General features: G+C 65.7%; 27 protein-coding genes. 15 read left to right on the top strand and 12 right to left on the bottom strand.

The window, feature by feature from the left end:
- Positions 1-49 precede the first annotated feature (49 nt).
- The gene (locus AC1ZV1_RS16320; protein WP_484292622.1) at positions 50-1,510 is read left to right on the top strand and encodes a mechanosensitive ion channel domain-containing protein; all 1,461 of its coding nucleotides are present in this window, start codon (positions 50-52) and stop codon (positions 1,508-1,510) included.
- A gap of 12 nt (positions 1,511-1,522) precedes the next feature.
- Here the strand turns inward: AC1ZV1_RS16320 and AC1ZV1_RS16325 are convergent, their stop codons facing one another.
- The 4 genes from AC1ZV1_RS16325 to AC1ZV1_RS16340 form a co-directional block, all read right to left on the bottom strand.
- Entirely contained in the window at positions 1,523-1,876 is a 354-nt protein-coding gene (locus tag AC1ZV1_RS16325) for an SH3 domain-containing protein (protein WP_484292623.1), read from the bottom strand.
- Between the two features lie 39 nt (positions 1,877-1,915).
- Positions 1,916-2,623: a 2OG-Fe(II) oxygenase gene (locus AC1ZV1_RS16330; RefSeq protein ID WP_484292624.1), complete on the bottom strand. Its 708-nt coding sequence runs from the start codon at positions 2,621-2,623 to the stop codon at positions 1,916-1,918.
- 152 nt (positions 2,624-2,775) lie between these two features.
- On the bottom strand, positions 2,776-3,408 hold the full coding sequence (locus AC1ZV1_RS16335; RefSeq protein WP_484297579.1) for a response regulator transcription factor: 633 nt from the start codon (positions 3,406-3,408) through the stop codon (positions 2,776-2,778).
- Positions 3,409-3,419: 11 nt separating this feature from the next.
- Positions 3,420-5,666 (bottom strand): PAS domain-containing sensor histidine kinase, encoded by a 2,247-nt coding sequence (locus AC1ZV1_RS16340; protein WP_484292625.1) that lies wholly within the window; start codon positions 5,664-5,666, stop codon positions 3,420-3,422.
- A gap of 204 nt (positions 5,667-5,870) precedes the next feature.
- Here AC1ZV1_RS16340 and AC1ZV1_RS16345 point away from each other — a divergent pair, with 204 nt between their 5' ends.
- From AC1ZV1_RS16345 to AC1ZV1_RS16355, 3 genes are all read left to right on the top strand, one after another.
- Positions 5,871-7,493: an acyl-CoA synthetase gene (locus AC1ZV1_RS16345; RefSeq protein ID WP_484292626.1), complete on the top strand. Its 1,623-nt coding sequence runs from the start codon at positions 5,871-5,873 to the stop codon at positions 7,491-7,493.
- Positions 7,494-7,549: 56 nt separating this feature from the next.
- Positions 7,550-9,325 (top strand): acyl-CoA dehydrogenase C-terminal domain-containing protein, encoded by a 1,776-nt coding sequence (locus AC1ZV1_RS16350; RefSeq protein WP_484292627.1) that lies wholly within the window; start codon positions 7,550-7,552, stop codon positions 9,323-9,325.
- A 133-nt stretch (positions 9,326-9,458) separates the two neighbouring features.
- Entirely contained in the window at positions 9,459-10,085 is a 627-nt protein-coding gene (locus AC1ZV1_RS16355) for a class I SAM-dependent methyltransferase (RefSeq protein WP_484292628.1), read from the top strand.
- Between the two features lie 128 nt (positions 10,086-10,213).
- Here the strand turns inward: AC1ZV1_RS16355 and AC1ZV1_RS16360 are convergent, their stop codons facing one another.
- Positions 10,214-11,242: an ABC transporter substrate-binding protein gene (locus AC1ZV1_RS16360; protein ID WP_484292629.1), complete on the bottom strand. Its 1,029-nt coding sequence runs from the start codon at positions 11,240-11,242 to the stop codon at positions 10,214-10,216.
- 82 nt (positions 11,243-11,324) lie between these two features.
- Positions 11,325-12,098, bottom strand: a complete 774-nt coding sequence (locus AC1ZV1_RS16365; protein WP_484292630.1) for a class II aldolase/adducin family protein — start codon at positions 12,096-12,098, stop codon at positions 11,325-11,327.
- 196 nt (positions 12,099-12,294) lie between these two features.
- On the opposite strand from AC1ZV1_RS16365, the gene AC1ZV1_RS16370 reads away from it, so the two are divergent.
- Positions 12,295-13,683 carry an aminotransferase-like domain-containing protein gene (locus tag AC1ZV1_RS16370; RefSeq protein WP_484292631.1) on the top strand — a complete coding sequence of 463 codons (1,389 nt, stop codon included), beginning with the start codon at positions 12,295-12,297 and terminating at the stop codon, positions 13,681-13,683.
- A gap of 407 nt (positions 13,684-14,090) precedes the next feature.
- Positions 14,091-14,792, top strand: a complete 702-nt coding sequence (locus AC1ZV1_RS16375; RefSeq protein WP_484292632.1) for a YebC/PmpR family DNA-binding transcriptional regulator — start codon at positions 14,091-14,093, stop codon at positions 14,790-14,792.
- A 51-nt stretch (positions 14,793-14,843) separates the two neighbouring features.
- On the opposite strand, the gene AC1ZV1_RS16380 is transcribed toward AC1ZV1_RS16375, so the two are convergent.
- Positions 14,844-15,284, bottom strand: coding sequence for a hypothetical protein (locus AC1ZV1_RS16380; protein ID WP_484292633.1), 441 nt, complete (start codon positions 15,282-15,284; stop codon positions 14,844-14,846).
- 87 nt (positions 15,285-15,371) lie between these two features.
- Positions 15,372-16,268, bottom strand: a complete 897-nt coding sequence (locus AC1ZV1_RS16385) for a LysR family transcriptional regulator (RefSeq protein ID WP_484292634.1) — start codon at positions 16,266-16,268, stop codon at positions 15,372-15,374.
- Between the two features lie 131 nt (positions 16,269-16,399).
- On the opposite strand from AC1ZV1_RS16385, the gene AC1ZV1_RS16390 reads away from it, so the two are divergent.
- The 4 genes from AC1ZV1_RS16390 (at position 16,400) to AC1ZV1_RS16405 (ending at position 20,538) form a co-directional block, all read left to right on the top strand.
- Positions 16,400-17,908 carry a CoA-acylating methylmalonate-semialdehyde dehydrogenase gene (locus tag AC1ZV1_RS16390; protein ID WP_484292635.1) on the top strand — a complete coding sequence of 503 codons (1,509 nt, stop codon included), beginning with the start codon at positions 16,400-16,402 and terminating at the stop codon, positions 17,906-17,908.
- Between the two features lie 136 nt (positions 17,909-18,044).
- Positions 18,045-18,920, top strand: a complete 876-nt coding sequence (gene mmsB, locus AC1ZV1_RS16395; RefSeq protein ID WP_484292636.1) for a 3-hydroxyisobutyrate dehydrogenase — start codon at positions 18,045-18,047, stop codon at positions 18,918-18,920.
- Between the two features lie 112 nt (positions 18,921-19,032).
- Positions 19,033-19,950 (top strand): bestrophin family protein, encoded by a 918-nt coding sequence (locus AC1ZV1_RS16400; RefSeq protein ID WP_484292637.1) that lies wholly within the window; start codon positions 19,033-19,035, stop codon positions 19,948-19,950.
- A gap of 21 nt (positions 19,951-19,971) precedes the next feature.
- Positions 19,972-20,538, top strand: coding sequence for a flavin reductase family protein (locus AC1ZV1_RS16405; protein WP_484292638.1), 567 nt, complete (start codon positions 19,972-19,974; stop codon positions 20,536-20,538).
- Here AC1ZV1_RS16405 and AC1ZV1_RS16410 read toward each other — a convergent pair.
- Positions 20,525-21,910 carry a CoA transferase gene (locus AC1ZV1_RS16410; protein ID WP_484292639.1) on the bottom strand — a complete coding sequence of 462 codons (1,386 nt, stop codon included), beginning with the start codon at positions 21,908-21,910 and terminating at the stop codon, positions 20,525-20,527. The genes AC1ZV1_RS16405 and AC1ZV1_RS16410 overlap by 14 nt on opposite strands.
- A gap of 219 nt (positions 21,911-22,129) precedes the next feature.
- Entirely contained in the window at positions 22,130-22,510 is a 381-nt protein-coding gene (locus AC1ZV1_RS16415; RefSeq protein WP_484292640.1) for a hypothetical protein, read from the bottom strand.
- A 221-nt stretch (positions 22,511-22,731) separates the two neighbouring features.
- On the opposite strand from AC1ZV1_RS16415, the gene AC1ZV1_RS16420 reads away from it, so the two are divergent.
- Entirely contained in the window at positions 22,732-23,046 is a 315-nt protein-coding gene (locus AC1ZV1_RS16420) for a transcriptional regulator (protein WP_484292641.1), read from the top strand.
- Between the two features lie 112 nt (positions 23,047-23,158).
- Entirely contained in the window at positions 23,159-23,344 is a 186-nt protein-coding gene (locus AC1ZV1_RS16425) for a hypothetical protein (RefSeq protein WP_484292642.1), read from the top strand.
- Between the two features lie 6 nt (positions 23,345-23,350).
- Here AC1ZV1_RS16425 and AC1ZV1_RS16430 read toward each other — a convergent pair whose 3' ends face one another.
- Positions 23,351-23,716 carry a hypothetical protein gene (locus AC1ZV1_RS16430; protein WP_484292643.1) on the bottom strand — a complete coding sequence of 122 codons (366 nt, stop codon included), beginning with the start codon at positions 23,714-23,716 and terminating at the stop codon, positions 23,351-23,353.
- Between the two features lie 447 nt (positions 23,717-24,163).
- Between AC1ZV1_RS16430 and AC1ZV1_RS16435 the strand changes: the two genes are divergently transcribed.
- Both AC1ZV1_RS16435 and AC1ZV1_RS16440 read left to right on the top strand, forming a co-directional pair.
- Positions 24,164-24,877, top strand: coding sequence for an endonuclease (locus AC1ZV1_RS16435; protein ID WP_484292644.1), 714 nt, complete (start codon positions 24,164-24,166; stop codon positions 24,875-24,877).
- An 88-nt stretch (positions 24,878-24,965) separates the two neighbouring features.
- Positions 24,966-25,472 carry a DUF1993 domain-containing protein gene (locus tag AC1ZV1_RS16440; protein WP_484292645.1) on the top strand — a complete coding sequence of 169 codons (507 nt, stop codon included), beginning with the start codon at positions 24,966-24,968 and terminating at the stop codon, positions 25,470-25,472.
- Between the two features lie 30 nt (positions 25,473-25,502).
- Here AC1ZV1_RS16440 and AC1ZV1_RS16445 read toward each other — a convergent pair whose 3' ends face one another.
- The gene (locus AC1ZV1_RS16445) at positions 25,503-25,976 is read right to left on the bottom strand and encodes an Lrp/AsnC family transcriptional regulator (RefSeq protein ID WP_484292646.1); all 474 of its coding nucleotides are present in this window, start codon (positions 25,974-25,976) and stop codon (positions 25,503-25,505) included.
- A 132-nt stretch (positions 25,977-26,108) separates the two neighbouring features.
- Here AC1ZV1_RS16445 and AC1ZV1_RS16450 point away from each other — a divergent pair, with 132 nt between their 5' ends.
- Positions 26,109-26,444, top strand: a complete 336-nt coding sequence (locus AC1ZV1_RS16450) for a hypothetical protein (RefSeq protein WP_484292647.1) — start codon at positions 26,109-26,111, stop codon at positions 26,442-26,444.
- Positions 26,445-26,462 lie beyond the last annotated feature (18 nt).

Genomic DNA, 26,462 nt, shown 5'->3' on the forward strand with positions numbered 1-26,462 from the left:
AAAACGCTTTCTGTGCCATCTTCTTGCGATCGTTCCAAGGAGAGGCTCGATGCCCGCCCTGCTGACCACTCACCCGCTGTTCGCCGCCCCCGTCCTGCTGCTGATCGACCTGCTGCTCTGGCGGCTGGTCGGCGCGGATCACCCGCACTGGCGCCTTGCCGTGCGCCTGGTCGGCTTCCTGCTGTTCAGCCTGCTGCTGTTCAACGCCGGGATGAACCCGCTGCAGGCTGCGCCCTGGCCGGATGATCTGCCCAGCCACATGGTCGCCACGGCGGTGCAGATCATCTGGTGGCTGTTCGCCGCCCGCAGCCTGACGGTGGTGCTGGGCTTCCTCCTGGTGCAGCGCATCGGTCACGGCGGACGCCTGCTGCAGGACGTCGTCGGCGCGCTGATCTTCCTGGTCGCCATCATCGCCGCCGCCGGCTATGTGCTGGAGCTGCCGGTGAAGGGCCTGCTGGCCACGTCCGGGGTCGTCGCCATCGTGCTCGGTCTGGCGCTGCAGAGCACGCTGAGCGACGTGTTCTCCGGCATCGTGCTGAACACCACCAAGCCTTACCAGCTGGACGACTGGATCTCCATCGACGGCATCGAGGGCAAGGTCACCGAGATCGACTGGCGCTCCACCTACCTGCAGACCTCCCAGGGCACGCTCGCCGTCGTGCCCAATTCCCTCGCCGCCAAGGCCAAGGTGCTCAACCTGAGCCGCCCGGCCAATCTCTACGGCGTCAGCGCCAGCCTGACGGTCAGCCCGCACATCCGCCCACGCAAGGTGATCGAGGCGCTGGAGCACGCCCTCGGCGGCTGCCGCGCGCTGCTTACCAGTCCCGCGCCATCCGTCAGCGTGCGCAAGTCCGCACCCGACGGCGTGGAATACGAGATGAGCGGCTTCGTCGCTGCCATGGGCGAGAAGCGCGAAGTCCGCAACCAACTGTTCGATCTCGCCTACCGCCACCTGCAGGCTGCCGGTATCAACCTGCTCGCCGAAGCCGACGCCCCCATGCGTGAAAGTGCCTCGCGGGCGCGCGCGCTGCTGGTACGTTCGGGGCTGTTCGATGCCCTGCGCGACGAGGAGCGCGACGAGCTGGCGGCCCGGATGCAGCGCCGCCCCTTCAAACGCGGCGACGTGCTACTGGCGCCAGGCGACGTCAGCAACCGCCTGCTGATCATCGATTCGGGCGTGGTCAGTGTCACCCTGCCCCACGACAGCCAGACCATCGAGGCTGGCCGCATGGGCCCGGGCGAAGTCTTCGGCGAGGCCGGGGTGTTGACCGACTCCGCCTGGCAGGCGCAATTCACCGCCATCAGCGACGGCGCCGCGTACTACCTCGACAAGGAAACCCTGGCGCCCTGCATGGAAGCGCGCCAGGAGATCGCCGAGGCCATGGGCCGCCTGCTGGACTTCCGCCAGAAGGCCAGCGCCGCCTTGCTGGTGGAGCAGCCCGCGGTGGTGCAGCAGCGCGGGCTGATGGCCTGGCTCAAGCAGCGCGCCGGACGGCGCTACAAGGCCTGAACCGTTGCGGGATCAGGCGCTCACTTCCTGCAGGCAATCCAGCGGCACCCAGCCGGCCTCGCCGCCCGGGCGGACGCACCAGAGCCAGCCGCCCAGCTCGCGGCCGCCTTCGAGCCGCTCGCCGACGTCCACGTCGAGTTCGTGGGCGGTGTAGTCCTCCATCGCCACCCCCGCGCCCGGCGCGGTCATGTTGAACACCTGCGCCGGCACCCAGCCCTCGCGCTGGCCGGGCGTGGAGCAGAAGTACCAGTCCTCCCAGCCTTCGGCGCCTTCGTAGCGCTCGCCGACGAACAGCGGCGCACCCTTGGCGAAGGTGATGGGCGCGGGGTACTCGCTGCGGTGGCGCTGAATCACTTCATAGTGCATGTCGATCTCCCGGTTCCCTGGACCGATCCATGCTACTCCTTACAGCGCATCGTGGAAGATGACCCCGAGGGTGAAGCGCTCGCCGGTATGTACGCGGCTGACGCCATGGCGCAGGTTGACCCGGTGGTAGCCGCGCGCGCCCGGGACCGGACGCTGGGCCACGGCGAACACCACGGCATCCCCCTGCCGCAGCGGCACCACGGCCACCCGTGACTGCTGGCGCGGGCGCTGCTCGGTGAGGACGAACTCGCCACCATCGAATTCCTCACCCGGTCGAGACAGCAGGATCGCCACCTGCAGCGGGAAGGCCAGTTCCCCGTAGAGGTCCTGGTGCAGGCAGTTGTAGTCGCCGGCGCGATAGCGCAGCAGCAAGGGGGTCGGCCGCTGCTGCCCGGCGGCGTGACAGTCTGCGAGAAAGTCGGCATGCCGGGGCGGGTAATGGCCCCCCGTGCCCATGCGCGCGTGCCAGGTGTTGGCGATGGCGCGCAAGGGCGGATAGAGAGCTTCACGAAGCGCCTGTAACAGTCCTGGCAAGGGATAGGCAAAGTAGCGGTACTCGCCAAGGCCGAAGTTGTGCCGGGCCATGACCACCCGGCTGCGGAACAGCCGTTCCTGGTCGTAGAGGGCGCGAAGCGCTTCGCACTGGGCCGGGTCGAGCAGACCGGGGATCAGCGCGTGACCGTCGGCGTCGAGTTGCGCGGTGAGCGCCGGCCAATCCAGGGCGGACAGGTGTCGGGAGATGGGCATCATGGCGATCCGTAAGGGCAATGCTGCAGTCTAGGTCCGCCCCCTAACCACCGCGCCCCGAGGCGAACTTTCAAACGTGCCCGCAGGAGTGGGCCGCGCCGCGATCATGCGCACGGCGCGCACCGGGAGCGTGAAGGCCGCAGGTGAGCCCGTTAGGCCGGGCGCAACTGCAACGGGTCGACCAGTTCGGCTGCGATGGCCATGCCCACCAGGTCTGGGAGCGTCCCGGCCTGCATGCGTTTCATGACCCGAGATCGGTACAGGTCCACGGTCTTCACGCTGATGTCCAGTTGCTCGGCGACCTCGCGGCTGGTGTAGCCGCGCACCAGCGGCAGGAACACGTCGCGCTCGCGGGGCGTCAGCGCCGCCAGCCGCTCCTCCAGCTCGCCCAGTTCCGAACGGGACGCGTGCTGGCTCTCGCGGGAGCTGAGCGCCTGCTGCACGCTGTCCAGCAGCAGCTGCTCGTTGTACGGCTTCTCGATGAAGTCCACCGCGCCGGCCTTGAACGCACGGATGACGATGGGCACGTCGGCATGGCCGCTGACGAAGATCACCGGCAGCTCCAGACCGCGCCGGCGCATCTCTTCCTGTACCGCGAGGCCGCCGAGACCGGGCATGCGCACGTCGAGCAGCACGCAGGCATGAGCATCGTTCGGGCAGCCGTCCAGGAACTCGCGGCCACTGGTGAAGGGCCGCGCCTTCAGACCGACCGACTCGAGCAGCCAGACCGTCGAGTCGAGCATCCGCTGGTCGTCGTCCACCACATACACCACCGCCGTTTCCATCACTGTCTCCGTCATTGTTCGGTTTTCCCTGCGGGCAGCCGGCATTCCAGGCGCAGACCGCCGGTTGGCGCCGCTGAGGCCTCCAGCGTGCCGCCAAAGCCTTCGACGATGCCGCGACTCATGGACAGCCCCAACCCGAGCCCTTCCGGCTTGCTGGTGAAGAACGGCGTGAACATCTGTTCCAGTGTCGCCCCGCTCGCCCCCGGCCCCTCGTCTTCCACCCAGACGCAGAGCTGTCCGTCCTGTTCGCGGTGGCTGCCGATGTGCACGTTCGAAGGCTCGCCGGCATGGCACTCGCGGTTGGCCTCGATGGCGTTGCGCAGCAGGTTGAGAAACACCTGCTCCAGCAGCACGCGGTCGGCGTAGACGGGTGGCAGATTGTCGGTGAATGCCTCGCTGATCACCACCTCCGCGCTGGCCGCTTCCCAGGCACACAGGCCCAGCGCAGCACACGCCACCTGACTGAGATCCAGTGCCTGCATGCGCCGCTGACCCTTGCGCAGGAAGGCCCGCAAGCGGCGGATCACTTCGGAGGCATGGGCGGTGTGCTCGACGATCTGCGCCAACCCCTGAGCCACGCGCTGCGCGGCATCCGGCTGGTTGTCGAGGGATTTCAGGTAGCGCTGGCTGGCGCTGGCATAGTTCATCACGGCGGCCAGCGGCTGGTTCATCTCGTGGGCAATGCCCGAGGCCAGTTCGCCCAGCGTCACCAGCCGCGCGGTATGGGCCAGCTCGTCCTGGTGCCGGCGCTGCTGGTTCTCGCGCAGCTCACGCTCGGTCATGTCGCGGGCCACCAGCGAGTAATAGCGCTCGCCGCCTGCCGTGCTATGCGCCAGCAGGACCAGCGACAGCGGCGCCGCATTGCGCCCGCGCAGGCGCCCTTCGGCGCTCCACACGCCGCCGCGTCGGGCGTTCTCCCAGCCTTCTCGCTCCAGTGCCGCCAGCAGGCCGTCGTCCAGCACCTCGGCAACGGACGCTGGCAGTGCCTCGCCGTCCAGCCCGAGGGCGCGCCGCGCCGACGGGTTGAGGTAGGTGACGCGCCCGCCCGGATCGACGAACAGCACCAGGTCGGTATTCGCCTCGACCACTCCAGCCAGCCGCCGCAAGCCTTCCTCGGCGCGCACGCGCGCGGTGATATCGCGGGACACGCTGACCACCTCCATCACATGGCCGGTGTAGGTCTCGCGGATGGCGCGGCTCGCCGTCTCGAACCAGAGATAGTGGCCATCGCGATGGCGCAAGCGGTAGGTCAGGGTCACGTAGCCGTCCTGCACCAGCGCATCGCGGGTGCGCTCGGCCACCCGCTGGCGATCCTGCTCGTGGAGCAACGGCAGCAGTTCCTTGCCGCGCAACTCTTCCGGCCAGTAGCCCAGCAGCGTCCAGGAGGCTGGCGAGACGTCGAGCAGGCGGCCGTCGAGGGTCCGCCGGGAAATCAGGTCGGTGGTGTTCTCGATGATCTGCCGGTACAACCGGCTGGCCCTCGCGGCTTCGCGTTGTTCACGCAGCGCCACGGTGATCTCGCGGCCGTGGATCAGCACCTGGCGCTCGGCGGGCATCGGCACGAAGGTCCAGAGAAATTGCCGGCCCTCGCGCTCACCGGTTACCTCGTGCACTGCGCGTCCCTGTTCCAGGCAGGTGCGCAGCAACTGTGCCCGGTTGCTGGGCAGCAGGTCACGCGGCTCACTACCGGGGAACTCGGCCAGCAGCTGGCGCAGGGCCTGGTTGCAATCCACCAGCGTATCCGTGTCGTCCAGCACCAGCGCCGGCTGCGGATCGGCACTGAGCAACGGCGCCGTGCGGCGCGCCTGATGAGCCAGGGCGAGCACGTCGCCCAGCAGTTCACCGATCCAGCCCAGCCAGGCCTCGGCGTCCGCGCTGGCGCTTTCCACCAGCAGCAGCCCCTGTCCTTCTTCCCGCAGTGGCAGAACCAGCGCCAGCCCCTGGCTCCAGCCTGCGCGACGCAAGCGTCCGCTGAGCCAGCACGGCGTGCCGAGCAGCTCCCGCAGCGGCAGCCGGATCACGCCATCCAGGCGCCCCAGCAGCGCCAGGTCATTGGCCTGCAGCGGATCGCCGCTGCCCGGGGGCAGGCGCGAAGCACCAGCCAGGGCTTCGAAGCTCTGGCTGCGCGGTTGCCATTCGACATAGAGCGCACGCTCGACGCCATCGCGCTCGAGACAGAGCCGCTGCAGAACGTCGGCCTGCGCGGCCACAGGGGCCTGCTCGCGCACCAGGCGCACCAGGGTATTCAACTCGGACATCGAGGGGGCTCGAAGGGGCTGGGGATGAATATAGTACTTATACCATACACCTTAGGTTTAACTTCCATATCCAATTCGAGATTGCTATAAAACGCCGCAATGACCGGGCGACAGCTTGCCGCACCGGTCACGACCCGCCTGCTGTCAAGCGCTCCACGGGTCACACCAGAACAATGAGCTAACAATCAGCCACAGGGTGTCCACATGTCGATCTTCGAACATGGCTTGCCGCGCGCGGCCGTCAACCACATCGCGCTGTCGCCGCTGAGCTTCATCGAACGCACCGCCCACGTTTACCCCGAGCGTACCGCCATCATCCATGGCAGCCTGCGCCGCACCTGGAAGGAAACCTACCAGCGCTGCCGCCGTCTGGCCTCCGCCCTCGCCGCCCGCGGCATCGGCCGTGGCGACACCGTCGCGGTGATGCTGCCCAATACGCCGCAGATGGTCGAGGCGCACTTCGGCGTGCCGATGATCGGTGCGGTCCTCAATACCCTCAACGTGCGCCTGGATGCCGAGGCCATCGCCTTCATGCTGCAGCACGGTGAAGCCAAGGTGCTGATCACCGACCGCGAGTTCTGCGACGTCATCCATTCGGCCCTGGGCATGCTCGACCATCCGCCGCTGGTGGTGGATGTCGACGACCCGGAATTCGGCGAAGGCTATGCGGTCAGCCCGCTGGACTACGAGGCGCTGCTCGCCGAGGGCGACCCCGAGTTCGCCTGGCAGTGGCCACAGGACGAATGGGACGCCATCTCCCTCAACTACACCTCCGGCACCACCGGCAATCCCAAGGGCGTGGTCTACCACCACCGCGGCGCCTACCTGAACGCGCTGGGCAACCAGATGACCTGGTCCATGGGCCAGCACCCGGTCTACCTCTGGACCCTGCCGATGTTCCACTGCAACGGCTGGTGCTACCCCTGGACCGTCACCGCGCTGGCCGGCACCCATGTGTGCCTGCGCCGGGTCGACCCACAGAAGATCCTCACCCTGATCCGCGAACACCAGGTCACCCACCTGTGTGGCGCCCCCATCGTGCTCAACGCGCTGATCAACATGCCCGAATCAGCCAAGGCCGCCATCGACCACCCGGTACACGCGATGGTCGCCGGTGCGGCGCCGCCGGCCAAGGTGATCGGCGCGGTGGAGGAAATGGGCATCAAGGTCACCCACGTCTACGGGCTGACCGAGGTTTACGGTCCGGTGACCGTCTGTGCCTGGCACGGTGAATGGGACGAGCTGCCGCTGGACGAGCGCGCCCGCATCAAGTCCCGCCAGGGTGTGCGCTACCCGACCCTGGAAGGTGTGATGGTCGCCGACCCGAAGACCCTGGAGCCGGTGCCCCGCGACGGCCTGACCATCGGCGAGATCTTCATGCGCGGCAATACCGTGATGAAGGGCTACCTGAAGAACCCCACGGCGACCGAGGAATCCTTCGCCGGTGGCTGGTTCCACACCGGCGACCTGGCGGTCTGGCACCCGGACGGCTACGTGGAAATCCGCGACCGCCTGAAGGACATCATCATTTCCGGCGGCGAGAACATCTCCACCATCGAGGTTGAGGGCGTGCTCTACCGCCACCCGGCCGTGATGGAAGCCGCCGTGGTGGCCCGCGCCGACGAACGCTGGGGCGAGACGCCTTGTGCCTTCATTACCCTCAAGGGCGAGCATGCAGCGGTCGAAGCGCAGGACATCATGACTTTCTGCCGCGAACACCTGGCCGGCTTCAAGGTGCCGCGCACCGTGGTCTTCACCGACCTGCCCAAGACGTCCACCGGGAAGATCCAGAAGTTCGTCCTGCGCGACTGGGCCAACGCCCTCTGACCTGATCCTTCTCCTGCCATCGTGCGCTCCCCACCGCGGGAGCGCCGGAGTCCGCCATGCCTGAATACAACGCTCCCCTGCGCGACATGCGCTTCCTGCTCGATGCCGTGTTCGACGCCCCGGCCCTCTGGGCGCGCCTGCCGGCGCTGGCCGAGCGCATCGACGCCGACACCGCCGACGCCATCCTCGAAGAGGCGGCGAAGATCACCAGCGGCCTGCTGGCTCCGCTCAACCGCAGCGGCGACGAGGAAGGCGTGCACTTCGCCGACGGTGACGTGCGCACGCCCGCCGGGTTCCGCGAAGCCTACGCGACCTACGCCGAGGGCGGCTGGGTCGGGCTGGCGGGCAACCCCGAATACGGCGGCATGGGCATGCCGAAGATGCTCTCGGTGCAGTTCGAGGAAATGATGTACGGCGCCAACGCCAGCTTCAGCCTCTATTCCACCCTCTCCGCCGGCGCCTGCCTGGCGCTGGACGCCCACGCCGACGAAACGCTCAAGACCACCTACCTGCCGAAGATGTACGCCGGCGAATGGGCCGGATCCATGTGCCTGACCGAACCCCATGCCGGCACCGACCTGGGCCTGATCCGCACCCGCGCAGAGCCGCAGGCCGATGGCAGCTACCGCGTCACCGGGACCAAGATCTTCATCACTGGCGGCGAACAGGACCTCACCGACAACATCATCCACCTGGTACTGGCCAAGCTGCCCGACGCCCCTGCCGGCTCGCGAGGCATCTCGCTGTTCCTCGTGCCCAAGTTCCTGGTACAGACCGACGGCTCACTCGGCGCACGCAACGCCGTGTCCTGCGGCTCGGTCGAGCACAAGATGGGCATCAAGGCCTCGGCGACCTGCGTGATGAATTTCGACGGTGCGACCGGCTGGCTGGTCGGCGAGCTGAACAAGGGGCTCGCGGCGATGTTCACAATGATGAACTACGAGCGCCTGTCCATTGGCATCCAGGGTATCGGCTGCGCCGAGATGTCCTACCAGAGCGCCGTCAGCTACGCCCGCGAGCGCCTGCAGAGCCGCGCCGCGACCGGCCCGGTGGCGAAGGACAAGGCCGCCGACCCGATCATCGTGCACCCCGATGTGCGCCGCATGCTGCTGACCATGAAGGCCCTGACCGAAGGCGGCCGCGCCTTCTCCACCTACGTCGGCCAGCAGCTGGACGTCGCCAAGTACGCCGAAGACGCCGGCGAGCGCGAGTCGGCCCAGGCGCTGGTGGCGCTGCTGACGCCGGTCGCCAAGGCCTTCTTCACCGATACCGGGCTGGAAAGCTGCATCCACGGCCAGCAGGTATTCGGTGGCCACGGATTCATCCGCGAATGGGGCCAGGAGCAACTGGTGCGCGACGTGCGCATCGCGCAGATCTATGAAGGCACCAACGGCATCCAGGCCCTCGATCTGCTCGGGCGCAAGGTGATCGCCGACGGTGGCCGTGCGCTTGCGCTGTTCGCTGGCGAGATCCGTTCCTTCGTCGATGGCGCCGCCTGCGCGGACATGGCGGCCTTCACCGGCCCGCTGCTGGATGCCCTGGAGTTGCTCGAATCCGTCACCCGTTTCGTGCGCGAGCAGGCCGTTGGTCAACCGCAGGAAATCGGCGCGGCGTCAGTCGAGTACCTGCACCTGTTCGGCTACACCGCCTATGCCTACCTGTGGGCGCGCATGGCGCAGGCCTGCCAGGGCCAGGAGGACGACTTCCACGGCGGCAAGCTGGCCACGGCGCGCTTCTACTTCGTGCGCCTGCTGCCTCGGGTGGAATCCCTGGCGGCCTCGATTCTCGCCGGCAGCGAGAGCCTGTACGAACTGCGCGCCGAGCAGTTCTGACGCTCTGCCGCGATGGCAATCTGTTGAGTGTGACTAGCGGCAAGCCCTGATGGGGTGCGCCGCTTTTTTTCGCCTCGGCGATTTCCGGTGGGACACGTAGAATGGAGCATCCCATCTGCCACCGGCCTGCGTCATGAGCCCCATCGATCCGACCCTGCGCGACATTTCCCGTGTCACCCTGCAGCACTATCAGGACAGTGCCCGGTCCTTCCGTGAGGGCACCTGGGATCACGATGTCACCCAGAATATCGCTGCGCTGCTGCGGCACATCCAGGCCGACGCGCCGTTTGCCCTGCTCGACTTCGGTTGCGGCCCGGGACGCGACCTTTGCGCCCTGAAAAGCCTGGGGCATGCACCGGTCGGCCTGGATGGCTGCGCCGACTTCGTCACCATGGCACGCGAGGCCAGCGGCTGCGACGTCTGGCAACAGGATTTCCTGGCCCTCGACCTGCCTCCCGGGCAATTCGACGGTATCTATGCCAATGCCAGCCTGTTCCACGTTCCGCGCAGCGAGCTACCGCACGTACTGCGCCAGTTGCATGCGGCGCTGAAACCCGCCGGCGTACTGTTCAGCTCCAACCCGCGCGGGGAGAACCAGGAAGGCTGGAACGGTGGCCGCTACGGTTCGTACCACGACCTGGAGAGCTGGACTCGATTGCTGGAAGACGCGGGATTCCGCGAACTGGAACACTACTACCGCCCGGCAGGCCTGCCGCGAGAGCAGCAGCCGTGGCTGGCGAGCGTCTGGCGCAAGGTTTGAACTGACGCCCGCCCTGCCGGCGGAACGCGGGCAGGGCCCGCCCCTGCTGGGGAACACGACGCCTTGCAGGGGCGAACCGCGCCAGCGATTCGATCACGCGGGTGTCGCCACCCGCGCCAACCTGAGAATCAGCCCTTCGCTGCCCAGGCGTTGAAGCGCTGCTCCAGGTCTTCGCCGTGGTCCACCCAGAACTCGAAGTTCACCGGCACCGCCTGTTCCAGGTTTGCCGGAGCGGTGTTCAGGCGTTCGACCAGTTTCGGATCGAGCAGTTGGGTGGTTCCCAGGTTCACCGAGCCGTAGCCCAGCTTCACCGTGTGGATCTTCTGCTGCTCGGGCTTGAGCGAGAAGGCAATGAAGTCCTCGGCGGCCTTCTTGTTCGGGCTGCCCTTGGGGATCGCCCAGGAGTCGATGGCGTACAGGCTGCCGTTCCAGACGACTTTCATCGGCGCGCCCTCTTCCTGCGCAGCGAATGCTCGACCGTTGTAGGCGGTGCTCATGGCGACGTCACCGCTGGCGATGAACTGCATCGGCTGGGCGCCGGACTCCCACCACTGGATCGACGGCTTGATCTCGTCGAGCTTCTTGAACGCGCGGTCCACGCCTTCCTTGGTCGCCAGCACCTTGTACAGGTCTTCCTTCTTCACGCCGTCGGCCAGCAGGGCGATCTCCAGGGTGTACTTGGCGCCTTTGCGCAGGGAGCGCTTGCCGGGGAATTTCTGGGTGTCCCAGAAATCCGTCCAGCCGGTCGGACCATTGGCGAAGCGCTTGCCGTCGTAGACCATGGCCATCGACCAGACCAGCAGGCCCGCGCCGCAGTCGGAGAGGGTACCAGGCACGTAGTCTTCGGCCTTGCCGAGAATGGACGGATCGAGCGGTTCGAACAGGCCGTCTTCACAGCCGCGCAGCAGCTCCGGACCTTCCACCTGGACGACGTCCCAGTTGACGCTGCCGGTGTCGACCATGGCCTTGATCTTGCCCATTTCGCCGTTGTACTCGCCGGCGATCACCTTCATGCCTTCCTTCTTCTCGAACGGTTTGTAGAAGGCTTCGGTCTGCACGTCCTTGCTGGTGCCTCCGAAGGAGATAACCGTCAGGTCCGCGGCCATGGCGCCGGACGCCACGCCCATGAGCAGGGCTCCCAGAATCGGGTTCTTCATTTCCACCTCTTGGCTTTGTTGTTGGCAGATGGTTCAAGCACGCAGGCGCCCGGTCTCTGCGGACCGGGGCACGATAACAGGGTCAGGTGCGGTAGACGGCCTCACCGTCTTCGATCAGGCGCAGCGCCGACTCCCAGGCCAGCAGATGCAGGCCGTCGACCAGCGCTTCTTCTTCCTGCACGGCGACGCGCTCGCACACGGCGTGCGGCGGGTAGCGCAGCTGGCGGCCGCCGGCCAGGGCCTGGACCTGCGCCTGGCAGGCACGTTCGAGGAAGTAGATCTGGTTGAACGCTTCGGCGATGCAGCGCCCGGTGGCCAGCAGGCCGTGATTGCGCAGGATCATCACCATGTGACTGCCCAGGTCGTTGACCAGGCGCGAGCGCTCGTCCGGGTCCAGGGCGATGCCTTCGTAGTCGTGGTAGCCCAGGCGGTTGTAGAACTTCAGCGCGTGCTGGCTGATCGGCAGCAGGCCGTCTTCCTGGGCGGACACCGCGATGCCGGCGGCGGTGTGGGTGTGGATCACGCAGGCCACGTCCTCGCGGGCGGCGTGCACTGCCGAATGGATGTTGAAGCCGGCGCGATTGACGCTTTTCGGACCGAAGCGCGGGTCGATGACGTCGCCCGCGTGATCGACCTTCACCAGGTCGGAGGCGCGCATTTCATGGAACAGCACGCCGTAGCGGTTGATCAGGTAGTGGCCCGGCTCGCCCGGCACTCGCGCGGAGATGTGGGTGTCGATGTGGTCGGTCCAGCGGAAGTGCGCGATCAGCCGGTACAGCGCGGCGAGGTCGCAGCGCGCCTGCCACTCTTCGGCGGAAATGCTCGACGGATCGATGTTGTAAGCTGTGTCACGCATGACGGGCTGTCCTTGTTCTTGTGCAGTGTTCTTGTGATCAGGCTATGCGGCGTATTGCCGCCGTCTGGGACCGAGTGTGCTGGCCACGCCCGGTCCGCACCATGCACAGGGACAACGCAGAAAGTGCAGTGCTGTTATGGTCCGCGGACCTGTACAGATTTCCCGTCGCTCACCCACACAAGAATTGGACCTTCGGATGCTGTTGCTCGACCCCACCTCGGACATTCCCCTGGTCACCCAGATCGTCGACGGTATCGCCCAGGCCATCGACGAACAGCGCCTGCGCCCCGGGGCCAAGCTGCCCTCGATCCGAAAGTTCGCCCAGGCCAACAGCGTCAGCCACTTCACCGTGGTCGAGGCCTACGACCGGCTGGTGGCACGTGGCTGCCTGAACGCGGTGCCCAACGCCGGTTTCTACGTGCGCGGACCGGCCGTCGAAGACAGCGCCAGCGATGAAGCACCCACGGAGTTCGACTTCGACGCACACCTGCTGCTGCACAAGGTCTTCCAGCCACTGGGCATGGAACTGCGCCCCGGCGTCGGCCTGCTGCCCGAGCACTGGCTGGACAGCGAGGGCCTGCTGCGTGGCCTGCGCAGCCTCGCGCGGGAGGAACCGACACAGTTCGGCAACTACGGCCACAGCAAGGGCAACCCCAAGCTGCGCGGCAAGCTCGCTGATCGCCTGGGTGACGCCGGCGTAGCGGCCAGCCCGGAGCAGATCCTGCTGACCGCCGGTGCCAGCCAGGCGCTGGACCTCACCGTGCGCTACCTGGTGCAGCGCGGCGACCCGGTGCTGGTCGACGAGCCCGGCTACCACAACCTGTTCCTCAACCTGCGCCTGCAGGGCGCGCAGTTGCTGGGCGTGCCGCGCAGCGCCGACGGGCTGGACCTCGACCGCCTGGAACAACTGGCCCGCGAGCACCGCCCCAAGGTCTACTTCACCCAGGCGCGCCTGCAGAGCCCCACCGGCGGCAGCCTGTCGCTGGCCGCTGCGCACCGCCTGCTGCAACTGGCGGAGAAGTACGATTTCCTCATCGTCGAAAACGACATCTACGCCGACCTCGATCCCGCCGGCCAGTTGCTGCTGGCCAACCTCGACCAGCTGGCGCGGGTGATCTACATCGGCAGCCTGTCCAAGGTCATCGCCCCGGCGCTGCGCACTGGCTTTATCGCCGCCCACCCGGAGCTGATCGAGGAGCTGGTGCCGCTGAAGATGGTCAGCGGCCTGACCAGTTCGGAGCTCACCGAGACCCTGGCCCTGGACATCCTCCTGCAGGGTCGCCACCGCAAACATGTGCGCCAGCTGCGCGACCAGCTCGGTGAAGCCCACGACAGCGTGGCACGGCGCCTGGAGGCCGCCGGCCTGGAGATCTTCCACGAGCCCCGCGCCGGCCTGTTCCTCTGGGCCCGCCACCGCGCCGTGGACGACGCCACCCTGCTCGCCAGCCGCGCCAAGGAAGCGAAGATCCTGCTGTTCCCCGGTCAGTTGTTCATGCCCGACGGCCGCAGCGTGCCGTGGATGCGCTTCAACGTGGCGCATTCGCTGGATGAGCGGCTCTACGCTTTTCTGTCCCAACAGACCTGAAGGCGGTCACAAAACTTGCGGCCGCCGAGTCCAAGGAAGGCGCCGGAATGTCGCCGGCCACGTCAGGGGGGACTCTTTGAGATTTCCAGCCATCGCCCCCGAGCAACGGCAGCAGGCCCAGCAGGGTGAGCCCGCCGCCCGCGACACCCTGCTGCTGATACTGCAGCACCGGTCTGCAACCTCGCCGCCGAGCGCATCAGCATGCCCAGGTCTGCACCCAGGGCATGCTGATGCGCCTGGAGCGTGAGCACCGCCTGGCCTGTGTGCTGGGACTAACGGTGGCCGACAAGGAAGTGGCGCAGGCCGGCGCGGTGTTCGCGGTCCCGCACTGATCCAGCGGATATCGCCAGCGGCCGCGCGAGGCCTTAGACTTGCCGCCCATCAGCAACCGCCAGCAAGAGATCACTATGGGCGCCCAGTGGAAAGCCAAACATAAAGAAGTCGCCGCCAACGCCAAGGGCCGCGTGTTCGGCAAACTGTCGAAGGAAATCATGATTGCCGCGCGCAATGGCGCCGACCCGGACATGAACCCGAAACTGCGTCTGGTCGTCGAGCAGGCCAAGAAGGCCTCGATGCCCCGCGACACCCTGGAGCGCGCCATCAAGAAGGGCGCCGGCCTGCTGGACGGCGCCGCGAACTTCGAGCGCGTGGTCTACGAAGGCTTTGCCCCGCACCGTGTGCCGGTGATCGTCGAGTGCCTGACCGACAACGTGAACCGCACCATCGCGGAAATCCGCGTGCTGTTCCGCAAGGGCCAGCTGGGCGCTTCCGGCTCGGTATCCTGGGACTTCGATTACCTGGGTCTGGTCGAGGCCACCCCGGCCAGCGCTGATGCCGACCCGGAACTGGCCGCCATCGAAGCCGGCGCCCAGGACTTCGAGCCCGGCGAGGAAGAAGGCGACACGCTGTTCCTCACCGACTCCACCGACCTGGACGCCGTCTGCCGCGCCCTGCCCGAACACGGCTTCACCGTCGCCTCGGCCAAGCTCGGCTACAAGGCGAAAAACCCGGTCAGTCTGTCCGGCGCGGAACTGGAGGAAGTCGAAGCCTTCCTCGACGCCCTGGACGGCAATGACGACGTGCAGAACCTCTACGTCGGCCTGGCGTAGCGGCAAGGCCCCCGAGGGAGATGGGGCACGCCCCTCTCCCTGCGATATGCGTCAGTACAGCCCGGTCGCGCTCCCCGGCTCGAATACCGGCGTCTGATTGGCCTGGATCATGTTGTAGCTCAGCATGAAAGCCACGCCGCCCTCGCCGTCCAGCGTCTGGCTGATCCAGCCGATGGGATTGTTGAACAGCGAATCATCCGGGTTGAGCACGCCAATGGCCGCCGTGTCGGGATCGTTTTCCCAGGTGACGTCGCCCCAGTGCCATCCCAGCCCCAGCACATATTGCCGGCCCAGCAGCGCACCCAGTGCGAATACTGCGTCATCGTCCACCTCGCGCTGCTGCTCCCTGGCATCGCGCACGTACTGGGTGATCGCCGCAACCACCTCGTGGGGAGGTACTTCGGGCGCCAGCTGAAGCAGCGTCAGAGCCTGCTGCTGGAGGTCTTCCAGTTGTTGTTCCAGTTCCGCCGACAGCGGAATGATGTCTGCCATTCTTCCTTCTCCTGAAACGGTTCCCGCGCTTTCCTGGCGAGTCCCTGTCACTGATCAAGCGTTGAACGCTGCCGTGCCGAACAGCGCTTACCTCGCACGGCCCATCAGGGCCTCCTGGCTGGATTCCGCCTTCTCCCGGAGGAAATCCCAGGTGGTGCGCATCCGCGCGATGTCCTTGAGCTCGGTGGGCATCAGCATCCAGAAGGTCCGCACGAACTCGATCTCGCCCGCCAGCACCGGCTGCAGCGAAGGATCTTCGCTGGCCGCGAACGCCGGCAGGATCGCCAGTCCGGCACCCTCCGCCACCGCGCGCTGCTGGGCGAGAATACTGGTGCAACGCAACGCCATGTGCAGCGGCCGGCCGATTTCGTCGAGGTACTGCAGCTCCTTGCTGTAGAGCAGGTCGTCGACATAACCCACCAGTGCGTGCTCGCGCAGGTCGTCCCGATTGCGGATCGGCCCGCGCTCGGCGAGGTAGTCCTTCGAGGCATAAAGGCGCAGTACGTAGTCAGTGAGCCGGGTAATCAGGTACGGCCCGCGGCCGGGACGCTCCAGGGTGATGACGATGTCCGCCTCGTGGCGCGACAGCTGCAGCGCCCGCGGCACCGCCAGCAGGTCCACGCCCAGGTGTGGGTGGCGTTGGTTCAGCTCCACCAGTTGCGAGGTCAGCAGCGTCGAGCCGTACCCCTCCGTGGCACCGATGCGCACCTTGCCGGAGAGGTTGTCCTCGGCACCGGCCAGGCGCTTCTCGATGACCTTGCAGGCACTTTCCATGGCTTCGGCCTGGGGCAACAGGCCATGTCCGGCCTCGGTCAGCCGATAGCCGGCGGGCTCACGCACCAGCAGCTGTGCGCCGATGCTCTTCTCCAACGCCTGCAGACGGCGGGCAACGGTGGTGTGGTCCACGCCCAGGCGCCGGGCGGCGACGGTCAGCTTGCCGGCCCGGGAAAGTTCGAGGAAAAACCGCAGGTTGTCCCAATCCATATTTGCCTCGGCGCGAAGCATGTGTGCAAAAACGCAGAGCATACTTGCACATCGCCTCATTGAGCACATCAAAAATGCACTGCTAGGATCGTTCCAGACAACAAGAAAGCCTTCAGGCTGGGAGAACCCCGATGACTGCAACTGCCGCCCCGACCGTCAAACTCTTCCTCGACGGCAAGTCCGTCGAGTCCACCACCTCCGAATGGCGCGATGTGGTCAACCCCGCCACCCAGGAAGTCCTCGCCCGTGTGCCGTTCGCCACGCCCGAGGAAGTCGAGCGCGCGGTAGCCAGCGCCAAGGCCGCGTTCAAGACCTGGAAGAAGACCCCCATCGGCGCCCGCGCACGCATCTTCCTCAAGTACCAGCAGCTGATCCGCGAGAACATGAAGGAACTGGCGGCCATCCTCACCGCCGAACAGGGCAAGACCCTGCCCGACGCCGAAGGCGATGTGTTCCGCGGCCTGGAAGTGGTGGAGCACGCCTCGGCCATCGGCAACCTGCAGCTGGGCGAATTGGCCAACAACGTGGCCGGCGGCGTGGACACTTTCACCATCCTGCAGCCCATCGGCGTCTGCGCCGGCATCACGCCCTTCAATTTCCCAGCGATGATCCCGCTGTGGATGTTCCCGATGGCCATCGCCACCGGCAATACCTTCGTCCTCAAGCCCTCCGAGCAGGACCCGATGGTGACCATGCGCCTGGTCGAACTGGCCCATGAAGCCGGCGTGCCGCCGGGCGTGCTCAACGTCATCCATGGCGGCCCGGACGTGGTCAACGCCATCTGCGATCACCCGGACATCAAGGCCGTCTCCTTCGTCGGCTCGACCCGCGTCGGCACCCATGTCTACAACCGCGCCTCGCTGGCCGGCAAGCGCGTGCAGTGCATGATGGGCGCGAAGAACCACGCAGTGGTGCTGCCCGACGCCAACAAGGAACAGACCCTCAACGCCATCGCCGGTGCCGCCTTCGGTGCTGCCGGGCAGCGCTGCATGGCGGTATCGGTGGCGATCCTGGTGGGCGAAGCCAACGCATGGATCCCCGACCTGGTCGCCAAGGCGCAGACCCTCAAGGTCAGCGGTGGCACCGAGGCCAACACCGACGTCGGCCCGCTGGTTTCCTGCGCGGCCCTGGATCGTGTCAGCGGCCTGATCGAGCGTGGCACCCAGGAAGGCGCCAAGCTCGAGCTGGATGGCCGTAACCCGCAGGTGGCCGGCTACGGCAAGGGCAACTTCGTCGGCCCGACCGTGTTCTCCGGCGTCACCCCGCAAATGACCATCTACCGCGAGGAAATCTTCGGCCCGGTGCTCTGCGTGGTCTCGGTGAAGACCTTCGACGAGGCCATCGAGCTGATCAACGCCAACCCCAACGGTAACGGCACCGCGCTGTTCACACGCTCGGGAGCTGCCGCACGGCACTTCAAGGAAGAGATCGACGTCGGCCAGGTGGGCATCAACGTACCGATCCCGGTGCCGGTGCCGCTGTTCTCCTTCACCGGCTCGCGCGGCTCCAAGCTCGGCGACCTCGGCCCGTACGGCAAACAGGTGGTGCAGTTCTACACCCAGACCAAGACCGTCACCGAACGCTGGTTCGACGAGAACGAAGTCGGCGGTGCAGTGAACACCACCATCAACCTCAAGTAAGCCTGCCCGCCCGCCTGCCCCGAGCCGCCCCGGACTTCAGCAAGGACGCTGGTCCGGACGCAGCACCACGCGGGCGGGCACCTCCTTTGGCGCCCGCAAGACCGGGTGCACCGAACAAGAAGAAGAGGATTCCCCCATGCGCATCGGCTTCATCGGACTCGGCAACATGGGCGGCCCCATGGCCGCCAACCTGCTCAAGGCCGGCTTCGACCTGAGCGTCTTCGATCTCTCCGCCCAGGCCGTGGAAGCGGCCGTCGCCCTCGGCGCCCGCGCCCTGGCGTCGCCCGCCGACGTGGCGCGCGACGATGTCGAGGTGATCATCACCATGCTGCCCGCCGCCGCCCACGTGAAACAGGTCTTCCTCGGCGAGGATGGCCTGTTGACCCACGTACAGCCCGGCGTGCTGCTGATCGACTCGTCCACCATCGACCCGCTGAATGCTCGCGAAGTCAGCGCGGCCGCCCTCGCCCATGGCAATCCCATGCTCGACGCGCCGGTTTCCGGCGGCACCGCTGGCGCCGCCGCGGGCACCCTGACCTTCATGGTCGGTGGCGAGCAGGCCGACTTCGAGCGCGCGCGTCCGGTGCTGTCGGCCATGGGCAAGAACATCGTGCACTGCGGCGGCGCGGGCAACGGCCAGGTGGCGAAGGTCGCGAACAACCTGCTGCTGGGCATCTCCATGATCGGCGTGGCGGAAGCCATGTCCCTGGGCGTGAAGCTGGGCATGGACGCGGAAGTGCTGGCCGGCATCATCAACACGTCCAGCGGTCGCTGCTGGAGCTCGGAGGTGAACAACCCGCTCACCGGCGCCCCGGCCGCTCGCGGCTACAGTGGCGGCTTCGGTACCGACCTGATGCTCAAGGACCTCGGGCTGGCCAGCGAGGCCGCGCGCCAGGTGCGCCAGCCCGTGCTGCTGGGCGCGCTGGCCCAGCAGTTGTTCCAGACCTTCAGCAACCAGGGCAATGGCCAGCTGGACTTCTCGGCCATCGTGAAGCTCTACGAGCAGGGCTGACATGCCATGCCCCTGCAGGAGCGTCCCCTGGACACTCCTGCAGGGGCCAGTGATCCGCATCGTCCCTCTATCTCGGCTATCATGCGCCCTCCGCCCCACCGGATGCCGCCCGATGATCCTCCGCCCGCAAACCCCGACGCTCTGGGTCCTGCTGTTCTCGCTCAAGGGGTCGATCATCCCGGCCATCTGGCGCAAGGTGCTCTACACGGTGCTGCTCAGCTCACTGGTAGTCGCCACCCACGGCACGCTCTACCACTACAAGGTGATCATCACCTCCACGCCCTTCACCCTCTGGGGCCTGACGCTGGCGATCTTCCTCGGCTTTCGCAACAACGTCGCCTACCAGCGCTTCTGGGAAGCCCGCACCCTCTGGGGCGAGTTGCTGATCGTCACCCGCAACCTGGCCCGCCAGACCCGCTCACTGCTGCCGGATCTGGACGCCGAAGGCCGTCGTCAACTGTGCAACCCGCTGATCGCCTTCAGCTACGCCCTGCGCGACCAGTTGCGCGGCACCGCACAAAGCGATGAGGTGAAGCGCCTGCTGGGTGACGAAGCCGCTGCCCTGGGCGCCAGCCGCAGTCCAACCAACGTCCTGCTCGCGAGCCTCGGCCAGCGTTTCGCCGAGCGTGGCCGCGCCAGCGGCGCCAGCGACATCACCCTGGCGACCATCGACCAGCAGATGACCCGGCTGTCCTACGTGCTGGGCGGCTGCGAACGCATCCGCAATACGCCGATCCCCTACCCCTACATCCTGATGCTGCACCGCATCGTGCACGTCTACTGCTTCCTGCTGCCCTTCTGCCTGGTAGACAGCATCGGCTGGTTCACCCCGCTGGCGGTATGCGTGCTGGCTTACACCTTCTTCGGCCTGGACGCTCTGGGCGACCAGATCGCCGACCCGTTCGATACCCAACCCAACGACCTGCCGCTGGACGCCATGAGCCGCAACATGGAAATCGCCGTGCTGGAGATCCTTGGCGAGACCGACCTGCCCGAACCGCTGAAGCCGGTGGATGGCCTGCTGCTCTGATCCGGCCCTGAGGACTACTGAATGAACCACCTGAAAGACGTGCCGCTGAACAAGGCCTACCTGCTGCTCAACCACGGTCCGAGCACCATCGTCACCAGCGAGCATGACGGCGTCGCGAACGTCATGGCTGCCGCCTGGGTCATGCCGCTGGACTTCGATCCGCCCAAGTTGATGCTGGTGCTGGACCGCAACACCTGGTCGCGCCATCTGGTGGAAGGCTCCGGCGCCTTCGTCATCCAGCTGCCGACACGCCAGCAGGCCGAACTGACCTTGGCGGTGGGTTCGAGCAACGGCGGAGACGGCAACAAGTTCGAGCAGCTGGACATCCGCACGTCGCGCGCGAAGCAGGTCGAGGCGCCAATCGTCGATGGTTGCGTGGCCTATCTGGAGTGCAAGGTGCTCAGCGAGCCGCACAACCAGGAAAAATATGACCTGTTCATCGCCGAAGTGGTCGCCGCCTACGCCGACGAGCGCGCCTTCTCCAACGGCCGCTGGCACTTCCCCAACGATGAGCTACGCACCATTCATTACCAGGCCGGCGGTGCCTTCTTCGCCACCGGCGAGGCGTTCCAGGTCAGTCGCCGCTGACGGACTGCCAGGCTGCCGGCGCCGAGCCCAGTTCGGAAGCCGGCAGTTCCCAGAAAAGCGGAGAGCCTGCGACCTGCAGCGGCGCGCGCAAGCGCCTCGCGTATCCCCAGGGCGTCGTCTCGATGCCAGGCGCCAGATCGGCGGCCGTCTCTGCCGCCAGCTCCAGCGAGCCTACCGACGACACGCCCGCCTCCAACAGGCATTGCGCGGTGCGCGCCAATGACAACCGCCAGCGACTGCCCCGCCCGCTTCGACGCCGCTCGGCCAGCCCGCGCAAGGCAGCCGCAGCCATCAGATAGCCAGTGGCATGATCCAGGGCCTGTACCGGCAGCGGCACCGGCTTGTCCTCGCCGCGCCAGACGCGCCCCGCTTCGGCGATGCCGCTGCTCATCTGGACCAGGCTGTCGAAACCACGCCGCTCACTCCAGGGCCCTGACCAGCCATAGGCATTCAGGCTGATGTCCACCAGTCCCGGCGCAAGGGTGCGGCGAACATCCGCACCGAAGCCCAGGCGCTCCAAGGCGTCGGCGCGATAGCCGTGAACCAGCACGTCGGCGCTGGCGAGTAACCCCTGGAAACGCTCGCGATCCGCTGGCTGGCGCAGATCCAGCCGCGCGCAATGCTTGCCCAGCGTGACCTCCGGCACCACGCCAGGCTCATCCCAGTCCGGCGGGTCGATACGCAGCACGTTGGCGCCGTAGCCGGCCAGGAACCGGGTGGCAATAGGACCAGCCAGCACACGGGTCAGGTCAAGCACGCGCAATCCGGCCAGCGGTCGCTCGCGGTCGATCTCGATATCCAGGGGGGCCGCGGACACCAACTGGACATCACGCAACACCAAGGGCTCTCGTTCCACGGCGAGCCCCTGGGGATGCTGTTTCCAGGCCTCCCACGAACGCATCCGCGCTGCGCAGCCGCCCTCCGTCACGATCGCCAGCTCCAGGTCGTCCGCAGCCCAGCCCGCTACGGCAGCCGCGACCTGATCGCGATCATTGTCAGCACCGAGCACCCGGAGAGCGGCTGCCCGGTGATGGGGAGCATTGGTATGCAGGCGAATCCAGCCGTCGCGCGTGCGGTAGTTGCCGGCAATGGCGTCCCACAGGTCGGGTGGCGTCCAGCCTTGAGCGCGCAAGGACGTGGAGAACCAGAAGGACGCCAGCCGACGATCGACGACCAGCGAGGTGGCCGCGCCGGCTTCGGGCGCCAGCCATTCATCCAGCGCCAGCCCGGAGCAGGCGATGCTGGCGGCAGCCAGTTCGGTGACGAAAAAGGCCGAAGAGAGGGAGCCTTCACTGCGAAAGGCCAGGTGACTCAGGCGCTCGGTCTGGCCGCCCAGGGCTGTCCAAAGTCGCTCCGCTAGAACCCGCTGCATCTCTATCTCCGCCATCTCCGTGGAGTTTTACCTTAGCTGTCCAGCATCGGGGAGGCGAGCAGACCTTTGTCGACAGGCAATAAAAAGCCCGCAATCAAGCGGGCTTTTCGATGGGGAGCTAGTCCTTTAGCTGGCTTTCATCCTCTGCCCCCGAGCGTGAAAAAAACGTGAAGCCTGGGCAGGCGGAAACATTTTGTGGAAGTTCGGTGGGAGCCGTCTTCAGCTCGAATAATCCAGCGCGGTCCAGACTCGACTCAGCCCATCGCTGATCTGGCAGCCTGACAGATCGTCTGCGTCTCCCCTCGAAGACACCCGCACGGTCGAGTCGCCCTCGCCTTCGGTCAGCCATTGCAGGCGGCCGCAATTGGGCGTGTCGATCACATAGCTGGCGGCGATCGCAGAACGCTCCTTCGGCAGGCGGATGGCATCGCGAACAGTACCGCGCTCCTCGATGCGTTTGCCGTCGGCGACCAGCACGGCCCAGGCCTCCTTGCCCTCGATGATGAGGTAGGCGCCATTGGCGCGCGGTACGTCCGCCTGGGGCTGGGCACAGCCCACCAGCATCGCCACACCCGCGCAAAGCATCAGTTTCTGCAGCATCGCCATCACTCCTGTTCTTCGAAAGGCAGCCGCCAGCCCACTGGCGACGGGCACTTCAGGGTTTCTGTCAGACCGCGAGAGGGATACTAGGAGAAAATACTGTTCATGCATACAGTATTTTGCGAAAATTTTTTAAACCTCGACGAAAGGCCATAGTCCATTGGCTACGTCGATTACCTCGGATCACAGGGCATGGGCCTGAACCCATTGAGGAGCAAGCGATGGTGAGTATCCATCAGCTGAAATACACGGTGAACCACATGGCCATCGAGGAAGTCAGCGAAGCCGTGTCGGAACTGCTGCTGGAGGGGTTGGTGACGGAGGGCAAGACGCCCTTCAGTCGCACCCATTTCAATGTCTGCTTCGCGGAGATCGAGGCCCTGATGCAGCGCGCTGGCTATCACCGCCCGCTGGATGTGGTGGGCTACCAGGGCCAGGCCTACGCAATGTTCGATCCCGGTCGCTGGGACGCCGTGGAAGTCCTGCGCTGGCTGAAGGAGTACGTCGAGGAGTCGAAGGCGGTCAGCATCGCCTGACAGTGCGGGCCTTTTCGCAGGTTGCAGTTGCGGGAGCAGCGACTTGCGAAGGCCCACCCGGCGCACTAATGTCCCATGCACTTTTCCCGCTTGCCGAATCAAGGACGATTCCATGAGCGCCTCTTCCTCCGACGACAGCTGGCTCTGGGCCTACCGCAAACTCCGTAGCTGGGATGTGGGCCGGGTCAGCTCCGCGTTTCTCGCGACACTCTTCCACTGGCGCGGCGACACCGGGCTGTTCTACAGCCACGGCGGCCTGCGCAAATCCCGCCTGACCCGCGACGATTTGATCGACTGATCCGACCTACTGCTGCTGGTAATAGCCACTGCCGCGCGGATAGACCGCACCGTTGGGGTATTCGATGCTCTGCCGGATGCCGCTGCTGCCTTGGTCGATGATCACCGTGCCCGAGCGCGTTTCGCCGTAGCTGCGCGGCACCTGTACACCACCATAACCGTCATTGCGCTGCCAGCTGGAGGAACTCTCCACGCTGCCGCTCGCCCCCGGGCTGATGTAGATGTGCTGGATCGCTGGCGGCGATTGCTGCCAGTGCGGCTGGCCCTGGTAGTTCTGCTGGGACTGTCTTTCCTGCGTGGAAAACTGCTGCGCGTAGAGGGGTAACACCAGGGCACAACAGGCGATGACCCCGAGGATTCTGAGACCGATCATGACGATCTCCCGAAGGATGGAAAGGCTTCAGCTTACCAAGCCGCGCCGCTCAATGCAGAGCAATACATGAATCAACAATAAAAACCTATATATCAATCAGTTAAATCACTTTCATCACACAACCTATAAGAAATAATCTCCTCAAGATGCTGCATCCCCCCACAACCCTGCATGACAGCCTCATTCCTCGTTTAAACAGCTGGATAGCGTTGATTCTTAAAGCTTTTTGTAGAATATTTTACCCTTTAAAAACAATTAGATAGATAGTCATTCTAAACCATCACAAGAGGTATCGGAGACCGGTTGCGATGCATTCCCAGCGGGCGCAAGGCGCGGCGATTCAACCAACGCATCCATGCGGTCAATCCACCCCTTGCCATACCATTGCCACGATTGGCATTTCTTTCTCAATCAGTAAGATGCAGCGACTTTCGTAAGGAATGCCTCATGTTCGGACGCTGCCTGACACTGCTGCTGATCCTCGCCATCCCCACCGTTGCCTCCGCTGCCGCCCCGCGCACCTTCGAGGAAGCCAAGAAGGTCGGACGCAAGCTGTATGCCCGCCAGTCGGTGGAGTTCTACTGTGGCTGCCGCTACAGCGGCACCAAGGTCGACCTGAAGAGTTGCGGCTACACCCCGCGCAAGAATGCCAACCGCGCAGCGCGCATCGAGTGGGAACACATCGTCCCCGCCTGGGTGATCGGCCATCAGCGCCAGTGCTGGCAGAGCGGCGGGCGCAAGAACTGCTCGCGCAATGATCGGGTGTACCAGAAGGCAGAGGCGGACCTGCACAACCTGGTACCGAGCATCGGCGAAGTGAACGGGGATCGGAACAACTTCAGCTTTGGCTGGCTGCAGCAGAAACCGTCGCAGTACGGCGCCTGCCCGATGGTGGTCGACTTCAAGGCGCGCAAGGCCATGCCCCGCCCGCAGATTCGCGGCATGATTGCCCGCACCTACTTCTACATGAGCGATCGCTACGGCCTTAAGCTCTCGAACCAGGACCGCCAACTGTTCACCGCCTGGAGCAGGCAGTACCCGGTGGAAGCCTGGGAGCGCCAACGCAACCAGATGGTTGGCTGCGTGATGGGCTGGGGCAATCCCTACGTCGGCCCGATCGAGGCCGACCGCTGCCCGGCACCGAAGGTAGCCAGACGCTGAAGCCTGGCGACAGCCGAACACGCCGGCAGTAGACTCCGACAGCCGTCCACCGTGACGCGCCCACCTCTATCTGTCTGGAGTACGCAGCATGTCCCTCTCGATCTACCAGGCCTCCGTTCCCGTCTTCATTCGCATGCTTGGCAATCTCTCGGTGATCCTCACCAAGGCTGCCGAGCATGCCCAGGCCAAGTCCATCGATCCTTCCGTCCTGATCAACGCCCGCCTCGCCCCGGACATGTTCGCCCTGGCGCGCCAGGTACAGATCGCCTCCGACTCCGCAAAAGGTGCCGGCGCGCGCCTGGCTGGCGTGGAAGTGCCCAGTTATGCCGATGACGAAGCCACCTTCGACGATCTGCAGGCACGCATCGCCAAGACCGTCGAGTTCCTCAAGTCTCTCAAACCCGAGCAGTTCGACGGCGCCGAAGATCGCACCATCGAGCTGAAACTGCGTACCCGCGAAGTCAGCTTCAAGGGCTCGGACTTCCTGCTGGGCTTCGTCAACCCGAACTTCTACTTCCACATCACTACGGCGTACGACATCCTCCGCCACAACGGCGTGGAAGTCGGCAAGATGGATTATCTGGGCGGCGTCTGATCGCCCGGGCGCCGGCCTCCCCGGCGCCCTTCAGCCGCGCGGCAGCGGCAGCGTGGTCGTGGACTTGATCTCCGAGAGCGCCACGATGGAGTTGATTTCCTGCACGCCCGGCACCTGCGACAATCGCTCGAAGAAGAAGCGCTCGTACGCCTCCACATCCTCCGTGACGATACGCAGCATGAAATCCACGGCCCCCATCAGCACATGACACTCCAGCACCTCGGGAAACGCCTCCATCGCCTGCGCGAAGTCCGTCAGGTGATTGCGCCCGTGGGCGTTGAGCTTCACCTGCGCGAATATCTGGGTGTTCAGGCCGATCTTCTTGCGATCCAGCAGGGTCACCTGCTTGCGGATCACCCCCTCTTCCTTCAGCCGCTGAATCCGCCGCCAGCACGGGGACTGGGACAGGCCGATGCGCTCGGCGATCTCCGCCGTGGAAAGGGTTGCCTCTTCCTGTAGCAAGGCGAGGATCTTGCGGTCATGGACGTCCAGTGAAACGAGCATTAATAATTCCCCTTGGCAAAATAAAGGGAATCATTTATGCACACATAACCGCTTCGTGGCTAAAAACAGGCAAATAAATCCCCTGCCTGGGCCGCAGAATACTCGTCACATCCCCTGCATCGGCCTGCTGTCATGACGCTCCCCGCTCTCAATCTCGTCGAACTGTCCCTGGACCAACAGGACCGCCCGGTTCCCACCGAAGCGGCCGCCGATGTGCGCTACCTGATTCGCGCCGAGATCGATGCTGATATCCTCTGTCGACTGCTGAACCAGTTTGCACTTCAGGGCCACGTACCAGCCGAGGTCGAGTCCTCGCGCCGAGAGGGATGGCTGGACATTGCCCTGCGCGTCAATACCCTACCGCGCTACCGCGCCGAGGTAATTGCCCAGCGCATGCGTGGCATGGTCAGCATCTGCTCCGTCGATCTGCACGTGCAGGGCTTGGAAACTGTCCTTTCAGCGACATAAGCTGGCGTTCTCGCGTTA

Source organism: Pseudomonas sp. BB438, from assembly GCF_057180225.1.

Coding starts and splice junctions, on each gene's coding strand:
- AC1ZV1_RS16320 (WP_484292622.1), top strand. CDS start 50: ATGCCCGCCCTGCTGACCACTCACCCGCTGTTCGCCGCCCCCGTCCTG.
- AC1ZV1_RS16325 (WP_484292623.1), bottom strand. CDS start 1,876: ATGCACTATGAAGTGATTCAGCGCCACCGCAGCGAGTACCCCGCGCCC.
- AC1ZV1_RS16330 (WP_484292624.1), bottom strand. CDS start 2,623: ATGCCCATCTCCCGACACCTGTCCGCCCTGGATTGGCCGGCGCTCACC.
- AC1ZV1_RS16335 (WP_484297579.1), bottom strand. CDS start 3,408: ATGGAAACGGCGGTGGTGTATGTGGTGGACGACGACCAGCGGATGCTC.
- AC1ZV1_RS16340 (WP_484292625.1), bottom strand. CDS start 5,666: ATGTCCGAGTTGAATACCCTGGTGCGCCTGGTGCGCGAGCAGGCCCCT.
- AC1ZV1_RS16345 (WP_484292626.1), top strand. CDS start 5,871: ATGTCGATCTTCGAACATGGCTTGCCGCGCGCGGCCGTCAACCACATC.
- AC1ZV1_RS16350 (WP_484292627.1), top strand. CDS start 7,550: ATGCCTGAATACAACGCTCCCCTGCGCGACATGCGCTTCCTGCTCGAT.
- AC1ZV1_RS16355 (WP_484292628.1), top strand. CDS start 9,459: ATGAGCCCCATCGATCCGACCCTGCGCGACATTTCCCGTGTCACCCTG.
- AC1ZV1_RS16360 (WP_484292629.1), bottom strand. CDS start 11,242: ATGAAGAACCCGATTCTGGGAGCCCTGCTCATGGGCGTGGCGTCCGGC.
- AC1ZV1_RS16365 (WP_484292630.1), bottom strand. CDS start 12,098: ATGCGTGACACAGCTTACAACATCGATCCGTCGAGCATTTCCGCCGAA.
- AC1ZV1_RS16370 (WP_484292631.1), top strand. CDS start 12,295: ATGCTGTTGCTCGACCCCACCTCGGACATTCCCCTGGTCACCCAGATC.
- AC1ZV1_RS16375 (WP_484292632.1), top strand. CDS start 14,091: ATGGGCGCCCAGTGGAAAGCCAAACATAAAGAAGTCGCCGCCAACGCC.
- AC1ZV1_RS16380 (WP_484292633.1), bottom strand. CDS start 15,284: ATGGCAGACATCATTCCGCTGTCGGCGGAACTGGAACAACAACTGGAA.
- AC1ZV1_RS16385 (WP_484292634.1), bottom strand. CDS start 16,268: ATGGATTGGGACAACCTGCGGTTTTTCCTCGAACTTTCCCGGGCCGGC.
- AC1ZV1_RS16390 (WP_484292635.1), top strand. CDS start 16,400: ATGACTGCAACTGCCGCCCCGACCGTCAAACTCTTCCTCGACGGCAAG.
- mmsB (WP_484292636.1), top strand. CDS start 18,045: ATGCGCATCGGCTTCATCGGACTCGGCAACATGGGCGGCCCCATGGCC.
- AC1ZV1_RS16400 (WP_484292637.1), top strand. CDS start 19,033: ATGATCCTCCGCCCGCAAACCCCGACGCTCTGGGTCCTGCTGTTCTCG.
- AC1ZV1_RS16405 (WP_484292638.1), top strand. CDS start 19,972: ATGAACCACCTGAAAGACGTGCCGCTGAACAAGGCCTACCTGCTGCTC.
- AC1ZV1_RS16410 (WP_484292639.1), bottom strand. CDS start 21,910: ATGCAGCGGGTTCTAGCGGAGCGACTTTGGACAGCCCTGGGCGGCCAG.
- AC1ZV1_RS16415 (WP_484292640.1), bottom strand. CDS start 22,510: ATGCTGCAGAAACTGATGCTTTGCGCGGGTGTGGCGATGCTGGTGGGC.
- AC1ZV1_RS16420 (WP_484292641.1), top strand. CDS start 22,732: ATGGTGAGTATCCATCAGCTGAAATACACGGTGAACCACATGGCCATC.
- AC1ZV1_RS16425 (WP_484292642.1), top strand. CDS start 23,159: ATGAGCGCCTCTTCCTCCGACGACAGCTGGCTCTGGGCCTACCGCAAA.
- AC1ZV1_RS16430 (WP_484292643.1), bottom strand. CDS start 23,716: ATGATCGGTCTCAGAATCCTCGGGGTCATCGCCTGTTGTGCCCTGGTG.
- AC1ZV1_RS16435 (WP_484292644.1), top strand. CDS start 24,164: ATGTTCGGACGCTGCCTGACACTGCTGCTGATCCTCGCCATCCCCACC.
- AC1ZV1_RS16440 (WP_484292645.1), top strand. CDS start 24,966: ATGTCCCTCTCGATCTACCAGGCCTCCGTTCCCGTCTTCATTCGCATG.
- AC1ZV1_RS16445 (WP_484292646.1), bottom strand. CDS start 25,976: ATGCTCGTTTCACTGGACGTCCATGACCGCAAGATCCTCGCCTTGCTA.
- AC1ZV1_RS16450 (WP_484292647.1), top strand. CDS start 26,109: ATGACGCTCCCCGCTCTCAATCTCGTCGAACTGTCCCTGGACCAACAG.